Genomic DNA, 12,626 nt, shown 5'->3' with positions numbered 1-12,626 from the left:
GCGAGATTTTACTTGCAATTTTAAGGGATCAAGTTAAGTTTAGGGTGTATCGTTTGACCAGCCTATGCTTGAATTTATGAAAACCTTGAAAATTGCTACACGACAAAGCCCACTTGCTCTTTGGCAGGCAGAATATATTCGTGCCCGATTACAGGAGCTTCACCCAGATTTAACGGTGGAGTTGGTTAAATTTGTCACGCAAGGCGATAAAATCTTAGATACGCCTTTAGCAAAAATTGGTGGGAAAGGGCTGTTTGTTAAGGAGTTAGAAGCAGCACTTTTAGATGGGCGTGCAGATTTAGCTGTACATTCAATGAAAGATGTCCCGATGGCACTACCAGAAGGTCTAACTTTGGCAGTCATCTGCGAACGTGAAGACCCATTAGATGCTTTTGTTTCAAATACTTTTGAAAAATTTGCTGACCTACCTCAAGGTGCAAAAGTGGGCACATCAAGTTTACGCCGTAAATCCCAAATTTTAAAACAACGTCCTGATTTGCAAATTATTGACTTGCGTGGAAATGTTGGCACACGTTTAGCGAAACTAGATGATGGTCAATATGACGCTATTATTTTAGCTAGCGCTGGTTTGAAACGTTTAGGTTTGTCAGAACGCATTCGTCATTGTTTAACACCAGATATTAGTTTGCCTGCGGTGGGTCAAGGTGCGTTGGGCTTGGAATGCCGTGCAGCTGACCAAGATGTATTAGCTTTAATTCAACCACTATTGCACGAAGAAACAGATGTTTGTGTTCGTGCTGAGCGTGCTTTTAATGCCTATCTTGAAGGTGGTTGTCAGGTTCCAATTGCAGGTTATGCCACACTACAAAATGGACAAATCCATATTGAAGGTCGTGTCGGAAGTCCTGATGGGCAAACATTATTACGTGCTGAACTGACAGATGAAGCTAGCAATGCTCATCAACTGGGTGAAAATCTTGCTCGAAACTTACTAGACCAAGGCGCGGGCGAGCTATTAAAGGCTCTCTACTAAACCATGTTGTTTATTAATACTCGACCTGATTCTCGTGCAGCTGAATTAACAGATGCTTTGCAAAATGAAGGTTATCAGGTTGAGTCTTTACCTCTTTTAGAACTCGTTGCTAAACCCTTTTCCGAACACTTACTTCAGCTTTACCAACAATTAGTTAAAGCACAAGCTATTGTGGTGGTCAGCCCAACTGCTGTTGATGTGGGTATGCAGTACTTAATAGAAAGTGGTTTAAAGCTAGATGACTTAAAACATATTCAGTGGATTGCGGTCGGGCAGGCTACTGCTAATCACCTTCATGAATATGGCGTTGACGCACATATTCCAGATGTTGAAACTTCTGAGGGAATGTTAAACCTACCGATTCTTCATAATATGAAGCAAGCCGGTAGTGTCGCTTTCTGGCGAGGAGAGGGTGGACGTCAATTTATGATGGAAACTTTGCAGCAGCAAGGTATTCAGATTTTAAATTTCGTTTTATATCATCGGCAATGCCCAGAAACCTCATATTCTACATTCAAACATCTGACACAGAATTCAAATTATAATTTACACAAATGGCTAGTCTTAATTACCAGTGAGGCCAGCTGGAAATATTGGTTAGAGCTTTGTTCAAAAAATAATGTACAACCTGATTGTGTATATTTGGTTTTAGGACCACGTCTTTTTCAAATTGTTAAAGAATATCGCGATCAACAACAGGCTCATTTTCACATTATTCAACTTGAAAATTTATCGCCTTCGGGGATGATTCATCACATTCAGGCATTATAAGGATTCGTATGAGAAAACTTGTTTCTATCATCATTTTACTGGGCATGGCTTGGTTGGCTAAGCTCAGTTACGATATGTGGCAAATTTCTCGTACTGTTCCCGAGCTTAAGCAAAGTCTGCTTCAATCAGAACAGCACTATGCCAATCTAAATGATCAATTGGTTGCTTTACAGCGACAATTACAGAATCAACCTGTAAATACAGGCGATAAACTAAGTTCAGTGGCTCATCCAGATGCTCCACCGACAGGTATTGCTCCTACAGTTTTAATTAAACAAAAGTTAGATTTAATTCAATTTGCAATTGATCAGCAGCAATTGATTTATGCAGTTGATCAATTAAATCAGTTGCAGCTATCTCTCATGCACTATGAAATTGCTCCAGCATTGCAACATAGCTTGAACCAATCGCTTGAGCAGGATAAGCAAGCAGTTCAACAATTCACTTTGGCTCAAAATCAGCGCCATCAATTGATTGATGATTTATTACAGACGATTGATAAAAATATTCAGCACGCTTTAGCTCAGCCTAAGCTTGAGATGGATCAATCCGAGTCTGTATCTTGGTGGAAAAAATGGTTCCGCATAGAAAAAGTAGAAACGCCGTCTATTAATTTAATGAATCGAAGTGTGGTGCTCAAAGAAGTGCAATTAAGACTATTAATTGCTGAACAGGCACTCAATCAAGGCAAAATGACAGAGTACCAAAACGAGTTGCAATCTGTGATGCAAAAACTAGATGAAATGCCTGATGCAACGAGTCAACAGTTAAAAAAACGTATTGCTAAAGTGGCACATTTATCGATAGTGCCTGTTCCTAAATTATCTACACTTGGTCTAATTGGCTCATAAGGAGGAGATATGAAACACCTCCTGTCGGTTTATTTCGTAATTAGTTTAATACTCTTTGCCGCTTTAGCTTTATTGAGTTATGGCTATGGAATGGGGTATGTCTACATTTACTGGCGACAATTGCAGTTGCAAACAAATGTCTGGGGCTTAACCCTTGCTTTTGTTGCCATGAGTTTTATTGCTCAACTTATATGGCTTTGGGTTAAACGTTATTCCTCTCGCGAGCAGAGGAAAAGTGAAAACATCTTCCAGTTTAAAAACCTTCATCCCTATGAACAATTAGGTATTGTCTGGTTATTAGAGGCCGCCGAAGATCAACGTGTATTTATTGAACGTGTTTTTACTCAGTCAGCGCTTTTAAAAAATATTATTGATGCCAAATTTCTGGTTTTAAGTGGAGACTATCCAAAAGCATTGGCTGCTTTAGATCAATCACCGCCCATGGCATTTGAACTGGCAGAGTTAGAGCGAATCGAAATCTTTTTAGCCCAAAACGAAGCTGAACGTGCATTAACTCATCTTGAGTTTTTATACCAGCATCAGTTATCGCCTTGGCTTGAGGAAATAGAAACAGCCTACCAGCAACGATTAACAGCGTTATGGGGGCAATTGGCGCTGCAACACCCATGGGTGTATTTACGGTCAATGAAGTATGGTTTGCTAGATGCTGAGCACCGTGATTTATGGTTACAGCAACTTCTTCAGCAGTTTGATGAAGCTTCTGTTGATGATCTGCATGCTTTGCAACAACGTTATCTGGATTTAGAGTCTGAAATTCAAACTCGACCTTATAGCAGTAAGTTGTTATGGCTCAAACTATTGGCGCGTATGCCTGATATGAGCATGCAGCACGCAGCCTTAACACTACACTTATTAAAAGAACAGTTCGATCCGGAAGTGTTTTATCTGTGGTTTCAACAGCAACTGCTTAAACAGGTTCCAGACTATGCAGATGTCGAAGAAAAAATTATCGAGTTTGAAAATCAATATATGAATTTGCCTGTTTTAACCTTTGCAAAATGGCATGTCTATATGGCAACTGGACGTCAAGCGGAGGCTGAAACATTATTATCATTATATCCAGATAATATTTTAATGAGCTATTTACGTATTAAGTCTACGCTTAATGAAGATGAAGTGTTAATCAAACAGTTAAACCTAATCTTTGAAAATGATGCGAATTTTTTAAAATTTAAAATATGAGGCAAAAATGAAAGAACTGTCTGTCTACCCGATAATATATGAACAGAAAGTAGCGTGGGGAGATATGGACGCTTTCGGTCATGTCAATAATGTACAATATTATCGATATATTGAAAGCTCGCGTATTTTATATATGGAAGCTATAAATATATTAACGCCACAATTATATACCGTTGTAGCCTCAAGTCAGTGTAAATATTTAAAGCCAGTTTTTTATCCAGATATATTGAAAGTCGGTGTTCGCGTGGAAGAGCTCCGTAATAGTGCATTCCGTATGGCTTATATATTATGGAGCGAAACACAGCAACAAATCGTGGCTACTGGCGAAGCAGTTATGGTCTGCGTAGATAAATTAACAGAACGAAAATGTGAAATACCTCAGGAAATAAAACAAAAAATTATTGAGCTAGAAAAATCTGTTGGGCATGACTTAATACATTTATCTTAAATAAATATTAATAAAATATATTTCATTTATAATTGATAATGTAATTAAAAGGTAATTTTTTTAGTTATTCTGATGAACACGGCTTTCAAACTATTGCTTATTGAATAGATTATAAATAATATTGGTCTTGATTTTATGTTTTTAAATTTTGTCTGTATTATTTTGAATTGTCTGTAAGACTGGAGTATTTATTAATGAAACCGGATATCAGTGAATTATCTGTTGAAGAGTTAAAACGCTTACAAGAAGAAGCGGAAGCTTTAATTGCAAGTAAAAAAGATCAAGCAATCGAAGATGCTTATAATCAAATTATCGAAATCGCTGAAAATGTAGGTTTTAGTGTTGAACAACTTCTTGAGTTTGGTGCTCAAAAACGTAAGAAAACAACACGTAAATCTGTTGAGCCACGTTACCGCAACAAAAACAATTCTGAAGAGACTTGGACTGGCCGTGGTAAACAACCACGCTGGTTAGTTGCTGAAATTGAAAAAGGCGCAAAACTTGAAGATTTCTTAATCTAATCGTATTGCCGATTTAAAAAGCCAGGCAGATTTGCCTGGTTTTTTTATGCATAAAAATAACTAAAGTGTGTTTTGAAAATTATTTAAGAAATTGGGTGTTTAGATTCATCTTTAAATAGATTGTTGAGATCAAATTTGCATTTAGTTCTTTTAGCACTCGGTTTTCATGATTTTGTCATACGTTCAACTTATAGTCTTAATACCGAAGCCAAGCCCGATTGCTTGGTTTTTTTATATGAAGTGAATTGGCGATGTTGAAAAAGTATGCATAATGTCAGACTAGGGAGCTACTCTCAAAATAAGGACGATAATTTGCATGTTGGTAAGGCTGAATGAAGAAAAAGTCTAAGCAATGGAAGTGGTGGTTATTTGCACTCATTGCATTTTTAATTTTTATTATTTTACAGATCCCGGCGACGTGGCTAATTTCTAAATTTTCAAAGAATAATCAAACTCTACACAATGTAAGTGGAAATATCTGGCAAGGCCAAGCAGATTGGCGGCGTGGTACTTTGAGAGGCTCGATTCATTGGAAAACTAGACCTCTTGACCTGTTTTTATTACGGTTCGCTGCTGATGTAGATATCCATAGTGGAAATACCCAATTATCTGGGGTAATGGGCTATGGCGTGGGCAAAAAAGTAATTGTAAAAGCTATGAATGGTCAGGTTGCGCCTGAAACATTAAAACAAATTGTGAACTGGCAATGGCCTGTGAATAGTATCCAGTTAAAAGATATTAATTTTAATTATAAAAAAGAGCAGGGTTTCGCCGCAGTTGATGGTCAATTGCATTGGGGTGGCGGTGCTTTAATTTATAATATTGGTGACCGTCAAGACCGGATGAATATGCCTTCTTTAAATGGGCAACTAACGGATCAAAACGGTCAATTACAAGTTGATATACGTGATCAACGCAGTCAAAAAATGGCGAATCTTTTATTAGATGGCAACATGATGCTTGATGTGCAGCTTACGCAAAGATTATTACTGAATATTCCATCTTATGATGGAAAAGCTGGTTTAGATACATTTGTCATTAGTTCTCGTCAGCCCTTAATACAAGGGGGTAACTAATGAAAGTGTGGATTGAGAAATTACAGCACCTACAATGGCAAAAATTAGATCGGTTAAGTGTGGTTGTATTTGCCGTTTTAATTCTGTGGCTGTGCTGGAAATTGGCTTCATTATTTTGGTGGGTGATTGCACCTCCTCAAATGATGCAGTTTGATCGGGTAGAGTTAGGATCACAGCAACCACAAATTCCTAACATTAGTACTTTTTCGCTTTTTAATGAACCTTCAGCCAATGCACCTCAGGAAAATGTCAACCTAGAATTACAAGGCGTGATGCTGGGTTATCCCAACCGTTTTTCTTCGGCTGTTATTAAGCTTGATAATACTGCTGACCGGTATCGGGTGGGAGAAACAATAGGTTCTACTTCTTATCAGTTGGCAGAAGTTTATTGGGATCACGTGATATTACGTCAAGGTAATGGAAGTACTCGTGAACTCCAATTTAAAGGTTTGCCAAACGGTTTATATCAACCTATGACGCCAGATGCTTCACAGCCAACTGCTACTGCGCCTCAGTCATCGGCACCTGTTAATACGACTCAAGAGGCGTTAGGACAGGCTATTCAGCAAATGCAAGGCAACCGTGAACAATATCTACGTGACATGGGTGTTAGTGGGAACTCCGGTGAGGGTTTTGAAGTTACAGAACGTACACCCACTGCGCTTCGAAATAAGTTAGGTTTAAGGCCGGGTGACCGAATTGTTTCTTTAAACGGTCAAACGGTTGGGCAAGGACAAACGGATGTGCAGTTACTTGAACAGGCTCGTCGAGCTGGGCAAGTGAAATTAGAAATAAAACGTGGTGATCAAGTGATGACCATACAACAAAATTTTTAGTGATAACACGTCACCATAAGAGTTAGGAATTATCGCAAGTTATGGCTTTATTGAATCATCAACGTCCACTTTGGGCATTACTTGCAGCAGCCCCATTGATTGCGACAGTGAGCAGCAGCGTCTATGCCCAGACATGGAAGATCAATTTACGTGATGCTGACTTAACTGCATTTATTAATGAAGTTGCAGACATTACGGGGAAAAACTTTGCAGTAGATCCGCGAGTGCGTGGCAATGTCACAGTAATATCGAATAAACCCCTTAATAAAGATGAAGTTTATGACCTATTTCTAGGGGTTTTGAATGTAAATGGGGTGGTGGCAATTCCTTCAGGGAATACCATCAAGCTTGTGCCAGATAGTAATGTTAAGAATTCAGGAATCCCTTACGATTCTAGAAATAGACTGCGTGGTGATCAAATTGTTACTCGAGTTATTTGGCTTGAAAATACGAATCCAAATGATTTAATTCCAGCACTTCGTCCTTTAATGCCACAATTTGCACATATGGCTGCGATAGCAGGCACTAATGCGCTGATTGTCTCGGACCGAGCTGCAAATATCTATCAACTTGAAAATATTATTCGTAACCTCGACGGTACGGGGCAAAATGATATTGAAGCTATTAACTTACAATCAAGTCAGGCAGAAGAAATCATTACTCAACTTGAGGCAATGAGCGCAACGGGGGCTTCGAAAGATTTTAACGGTGCACGTATTCGTATTATTGCAGACAACCGAACGAATCGTATTTTAGTAAAGGGTGATCCTGAAACACGTAAGCGTATTCGTCACATGATTGAAATGCTGGATGTGCCTTCAGCAGACCGTTTAGGTGGCTTAAAAGTTTTTCGATTAAAATATGCAAGTGCAAAAAATTTATCTGAGATTTTGCAAGGCCTCGTAACAGGACAAGCGGTTTCTTCGTCAAATAATAATAGTTCTTCTAACTCATCGAATCCGATCAATAATTTGATGGGTAATAACCAAAATTCCAGTTCAAATACCTCGGGTTCAAATGGTAGCTCAATTTCTACGCCATCTATTAACCTAAATGGCAATTCAAATAGTAGTAATCAAAACAATATCTCTAGCTTTAGCCAAAATGGTGTGAGCATTATTGCGGATAATGCCCAAAACTCGTTAGTGGTTAAGGCTGACCCACAATTAATGCGTGAAATTGAATCTGCGATTCAGCAGCTAGATGTTCGCCGTCAGCAAGTTCTTATTGAAGCTGCCATTATTGAGGTTTCGGGTAAAGATGCCGATCAATTAGGGGTGCAATGGGCACTTGGTGATATCAATAGTGGTATTGGTTTAATTAATTTTACGAACGCTGGTTCAAGTCTAGCTTCACTGGCAGCTGGTTATCTAACGGGCGGTGCTTCTGGTTTGGGAAGTGCAATTGGAGCAGGTAGTTCAATTGCATTAGGAAAGTATAAAGAGGGTGCAGATGGTTCTCGCCAACTTTATGGAGCTTTAATTCAAGCTCTAAAAGAGAATACAGCTTCTAATTTGTTGTCTACGCCCTCTATTGTGACGATGGATAATGAAGAAGCTTATATTGTTGTTGGCCAGAACGTTCCATTTGTAACAGGATCGGTCACTACAAACAGTACAGGCATCAATCCATACACAACTGTTGAGCGTAAAGACGTAGGCGTGACATTAAAGGTTATACCTCACATAGGTGAAAATGGCACAGTTCGACTTGAAATTGAACAAGAAGTTTCGAATGTTCAGGCGAGTAAAGGTCAAGCGGCCGATTTAATTACCAATAAACGTGCGATTAAAACAGCTGTATTGGCTGAGCATGGGCAGACAGTAGTTTTGGGTGGTTTAGTTTCTGACGATGTTGAATTTAACCGTCAAGGTATTCCTGGGTTAAGCAGTATTCCATATGTAGGTCGATTATTCCGCTCGGATACTCGAAGCAATGTAAAACGTAATCTTCTCGTCTTTATTCATCCAACAATTGTGGGTGATGCAAATGATGTGCGCCGTTTGTCTCAGCAGCGCTACAATCAGCTTTACAGCTTACAATTGGCGATGGATAAAAATGGCAACTTTGCCAAATTGCCTGAACAGGTTGATGATGTCTATAATCAAAAGATGACACCGCCAAGTATTGCCTCACAGCCAAAAAATTATCAGCAGGTTCCTTCAGGTGGCAAAAGCTCGACAGTAACAACGCCTGTAGCTGTACAGCCATCGGTTCAAAGACAAGCCTTACAGTTGCCTGAACCTGAAGTTAATCGTACTAAAAATACCGTAACAACAACGACACTGCGTCCAAGCACAGCACCGTAGTAGCATGTTATGATTGATAAAAAATGATAGGACATACGCATGACTTGGAAATTACAAGCAATTACTGGCGAGATTACTGGCCAAGAAATTAGTGTTGATCGTGATATGTTAGTCGGGCGCCATCAAGATGCTGATGTATTGTTGCAAGCCGCTGAAATTTCACGTCGCCACGCTGCATTGCTTTTAAAAGATCAATTGCTATGGGTGCAAGACCTTAATTCATCAAATGGTACATTCATAAACGATATTCGTATTGAGCAAGAAAAACAGCTGCATGATGGTGATATTGTTCAATTTGCTAGCTTTAAATTTTCTGTATTAGCGCCTGCGAAAGAAATATTGGATTTACCCGAAATCGAAGCAGAACCAGTGCAAACTGCTGCACTAACACAAGACTTAAGTGATCAAGGAATGCCAAGTCTTGCAGAGCGTGCTGCAGAAACAGAAGTTCGTCGTGATGGTATGCCACAGAATATCTCTATACCAAAGCCTGCACCTATTCCAGAGGGTGTGGATGTCAATGTAAAACAACCATCACCTGTTGCCTTTGAGGAGCCTGTTTCTCGTGTTGCTGAAGAAAAAGAGCAACAGAAGAATGCCTCAGTTGGTTTAATCACTATTATTATTTTAGTAATTTTAGCTTTATTGGCATGGTTATTCTTTAAATAATCCATTGCTGCTTTTACAATCAAGGCATGCTAAACGCATGCCTTTTAAATTTTGAGAAGAAGAAGATGTCTGTTGCACAATTAAGTAAGCGCGATTTAATTTTATTTGATCTAGATGGAACACTAGTTGATTCTGCTGCTGATTTATATAGATCAATGAATTTAAGTTTACAAGAATTAAAATGGCCTTTAATAACAGAAGCCCAGATCCGAGCATGGGTAGGTAAGGGAGTGTCTAAACTCTGTGAAAGTGTTCTGCTTCATATTTTTGGAAAATTAGATGCTGAACAGCATAAAGTCCTCTTGCAGAAGTTTGTTGACATATACCGTGCTGAACTTTGTGTGAATACTCAAATTTATCCTGGTGTAACTGAGTTTTTAAAGCATTGTAAAACTTTGAATATACATATGGCATGTGTTACCAATAAGCCTGTGCAACTTGCTCAAGGGTTACTTGATGCATTAGAACTTTCTTCTTATTTTCAAGTTGTACTTGGAGGCGATAGTTTGCCCGAGAGAAAGCCACATCCATTGCCTTTATTGCATTGCATGCAAAGTCTAAAAATATCTGCGTCACAATCATTAATGATTGGCGATTCAAGCAATGATATTGAGGCTGCGCGTCGTGCGGGAATTGATTGTATTGTGGTTAGCTATGGCTATAATCATGGAGAAAATATCTATGATTGCAAACCTCAGCAAGTGGTTGATAGTTTGGCTGAGTTAATTATCTAATGAGTGAAATGGAGATCAGCATGAATAAGCGTATGGTTTTTCGATGGCGTGTCTAAATCGAAACTAGAAAACACACTTTTAAATCGAAACCATATTAGAGAAAAATTCATGACTACTTTAGCGCAATTCGAACAGCTTAAAGCATCAGGTTACAACACTATTCCAGTTTATCGTCAACGTTTGGCAGATACGGAAACACCTTTATCTGTTTTTGCTCGTTTTAAGGAGCAAAAACAAGCTTATTTATTTGAATCGGTTGAGGGTGGTGAAAACTGGGCGCGTTACTCCATGATTGGTTTGGGTGAATCGACAGTTTTTTCATGTAATGCTGGCGTTTTATCTATACAGCATGCTGATGGTTCGATCACACAAGAAGATTGTCTAGATCCATTTGAATATATTCGTGAATTCCAGAAGCAATTTACAGTTCCACCAGCTGAGATTTTACCAGACTTACCAAGTTTTACTGGTGGGCTGGTTGGTTATTTAGGCTATGATGCAGTTCGCTACATAGAGCCACGTTTAAAAAATGTTCCTGCGGCTGATCCAATCACATTGCCGGATTTATGGTTAATGCTATCAAAAACGGTCATTGTCTTTGATAACCTTAAAGATACTCTGTTTTTAATTGTTCATGCCGATACAGCACAGCCAAATGCTTATGAAGATGCGCAGCAAAAGTTAGATCAATTGGAACAGTTGTTGGCTACACCAGTTAGTTTGCAGGCTAAGCCACATACACCCCCACATTTTGAATCGATTACGGGTAAAGCGAAATTCTTAGAGACCATAGAAAAGGTTAAAGAATATATTCGTGCGGGTGATGTTATGCAGGTTGTTCCTGGTCAACGTATGGTTTCTGACTTTGATGGAGAGGCTTTACAGGTTTACCGTGCTTTACGCCATTTAAATCCTTCGCCTTATTTGTTCTTAGTACAAGGTCAAACAATTACGGATCAAAAACCATTCCATATTGTAGGGTCATCACCTGAAATTCTCTCTCGTCTTGAAAATGGTATTGCGACAGTTCGCCCATTGGCTGGTACGAGACCACGTGGAAAAACTAAAGAAGAAGATATTGCTTTAGAAAAAGACTTGCTTTCTGATGAAAAAGAAATCGCAGAGCATTTAATGTTGATTGACCTTGGTCGAAATGATGTTGGGCGAGTTTCTAAAATTGGTAAGGTCAAAGTGACTGATCAAATGGTCATTGAACGCTATTCGCATGTCATGCACATCGTTTCAAATGTACAAGGTGAGGTGCGTGATGATATCGATGCACTAGACGTATTTAAGGCAACTTTTCCAGCAGGTACTTTGTCTGGCGCACCGAAAATTCGTGCAATGGAAATTATTGACGAAGTAGAGCCTGTGAAAAGAGGTGTTTTTGGTGGGGCAGTGGGATATTTAGGATGGCATGGTGAAATGGATATGTCGATTGCAATCCGTACGTGTGTAATCCGTGATAAAAAAGTGTATGTACAGGCTGGAGCGGGCTTAGTTGCTGACTCAAATCCTGAATCGGAATGGAATGAAACCCAAATAAAAGCTCGCGCAGTGATCAAAGCGGTTGAATTATCGTCAAACGGATTGATTTTATGAGTTTTTAGCAGTTTTTTTAAAAAAACTGCTTGCATCGTTTGGAAGTTTTGCTAAACTGCACACCGTTCCGATACGAAACGTACGAAACACTAAGAAGCGCCGGCATAGCTCAGTTGGTAGAGCAACTGACTTGTAATCAGTAGGTCCACAGTTCGAATCCGTGTGCCGGCACCATCTAAAGTGTAAAGTTGTTAAGTGTAGGATAACACTGAAATAAGTGTGATATGGTGAGATTCCCGAGCGGTCAAAGGGGGCGGACTGTAACTCCGCTACGAAAGTTTCGAAGGTTCGAATCCTTCTCTCACCACCATTAACTTCGATTGAAGTGCTAAGTATACCAGCATCGTGCGGGAGTAGCTCAGTTGGTAGAGCGGCAGCCTTCCAAGCTGCATGTCGCGAGTTCGACCCTCGTCTCCCGCTCCATCGAAGGATAATCGCTCTTATAGCTCAGTGGTAGAGCACTCCCTTGGTAAGGGAGAGGTCTCGAGTTCAAATCTCGATAAGAGCTCCAGATACAGTTTAGTAGGTTTTCTACAAAGATTTAAAAAGCAGGCTTATTAGTCTGCTTTTCAAGTATTGGGTGTTTGATTTTTTAGGCGATATGTCGATGCT

The 12,626-nt window shown here is 39.4% G+C and carries 12 protein-coding genes and 4 tRNA genes; all 16 read left to right on the top strand.

What is annotated here, in order from left to right; genetic code table 11:
* Positions 1 to 76 precede the first annotated feature (76 nt).
* The 16 genes from hemC (at position 77) to K6I41_RS17710 (ending at position 12,525) form a co-directional block, all read left to right on the top strand.
* A complete protein-coding gene (gene hemC / locus K6I41_RS17785; RefSeq protein ID WP_250374876.1) occupies positions 77 to 994 on the top strand; it encodes a hydroxymethylbilane synthase in 918 nt (305 codons plus the stop codon).
* A gap of 3 nt (positions 995 to 997) precedes the next feature.
* Positions 998 to 1,765 carry a uroporphyrinogen-III synthase gene (locus K6I41_RS17780; RefSeq protein WP_151826358.1) on the top strand — a complete coding sequence of 256 codons (768 nt, stop codon included), beginning with the start codon at positions 998 to 1,000 and terminating at the stop codon, positions 1,763 to 1,765.
* Positions 1,766 to 1,773: 8 nt separating this feature from the next.
* Entirely contained in the window at positions 1,774 to 2,616 is an 843-nt protein-coding gene (locus tag K6I41_RS17775) for a hypothetical protein (RefSeq protein ID WP_198308296.1), read from the top strand.
* A 9-nt stretch (positions 2,617 to 2,625) separates the two neighbouring features.
* Positions 2,626 to 3,819: a hypothetical protein gene (locus K6I41_RS17770; protein ID WP_005301703.1), complete on the top strand. Its 1,194-nt coding sequence runs from the start codon at positions 2,626 to 2,628 to the stop codon at positions 3,817 to 3,819.
* Positions 3,820 to 3,826: 7 nt separating this feature from the next.
* Complete coding sequence (locus K6I41_RS17765) at positions 3,827 to 4,267, top strand: acyl-CoA thioesterase (protein WP_198308297.1); 441 nt, start codon at positions 3,827 to 3,829, stop codon at positions 4,265 to 4,267.
* A gap of 194 nt (positions 4,268 to 4,461) precedes the next feature.
* A complete protein-coding gene (locus K6I41_RS17760; protein ID WP_002053185.1) occupies positions 4,462 to 4,788 on the top strand; it encodes an H-NS histone family protein in 327 nt (108 codons plus the stop codon).
* Positions 4,789 to 5,120: 332 nt separating this feature from the next.
* A complete protein-coding gene (gene gspN, locus K6I41_RS17755) occupies positions 5,121 to 5,864 on the top strand; it encodes a type II secretion system protein N (protein ID WP_250374875.1) in 744 nt (247 codons plus the stop codon).
* Positions 5,864 to 6,700, top strand: a complete 837-nt coding sequence (locus K6I41_RS17750; RefSeq protein ID WP_250374874.1) for a type II secretion system protein N — start codon at positions 5,864 to 5,866, stop codon at positions 6,698 to 6,700. Before gspN ends, K6I41_RS17750 begins: the two co-directional genes overlap by 1 nt.
* 41 nt (positions 6,701 to 6,741) lie before the next feature.
* Positions 6,742 to 9,009 carry a type II secretion system secretin GspD gene (gene gspD, locus K6I41_RS17745; RefSeq protein WP_005301716.1) on the top strand — a complete coding sequence of 756 codons (2,268 nt, stop codon included), beginning with the start codon at positions 6,742 to 6,744 and terminating at the stop codon, positions 9,007 to 9,009.
* A gap of 39 nt (positions 9,010 to 9,048) precedes the next feature.
* Positions 9,049 to 9,678: an FHA domain-containing protein gene (locus K6I41_RS17740; protein WP_013199108.1), complete on the top strand. Its 630-nt coding sequence runs from the start codon at positions 9,049 to 9,051 to the stop codon at positions 9,676 to 9,678.
* A gap of 65 nt (positions 9,679 to 9,743) precedes the next feature.
* Entirely contained in the window at positions 9,744 to 10,412 is a 669-nt protein-coding gene (locus tag K6I41_RS17735) for a phosphoglycolate phosphatase (RefSeq protein WP_005301721.1), read from the top strand.
* Positions 10,413 to 10,520: 108 nt separating this feature from the next.
* Positions 10,521 to 12,014 (top strand): anthranilate synthase component I, encoded by a 1,494-nt coding sequence (trpE, locus tag K6I41_RS17730; protein WP_005301723.1) that lies wholly within the window; start codon positions 10,521 to 10,523, stop codon positions 12,012 to 12,014.
* A 98-nt stretch (positions 12,015 to 12,112) separates the two neighbouring features.
* Positions 12,113 to 12,188: transfer RNA gene (locus tag K6I41_RS17725), tRNA-Thr, on the top strand.
* Between the two features lie 52 nt (positions 12,189 to 12,240).
* Positions 12,241 to 12,324, top strand: a tRNA-Tyr gene (locus tag K6I41_RS17720).
* Positions 12,325 to 12,361: 37 nt separating this feature from the next.
* A tRNA-Gly gene (locus K6I41_RS17715) sits at positions 12,362 to 12,437 on the top strand.
* A 13-nt stretch (positions 12,438 to 12,450) separates the two neighbouring features.
* A tRNA-Thr gene (locus K6I41_RS17710) sits at positions 12,451 to 12,525 on the top strand.
* The last annotated feature ends 101 nt before the right edge of the window (positions 12,526 to 12,626 follow it).

The sequence above is a fragment of the Acinetobacter sp. AS23 genome (assembly GCF_023612055.1).
Classification (GTDB): domain Bacteria; phylum Pseudomonadota; class Gammaproteobacteria; order Pseudomonadales; family Moraxellaceae; genus Acinetobacter; species Acinetobacter oleivorans.
This window is presented reverse-complemented; position numbering and strand designations above follow the sequence as displayed.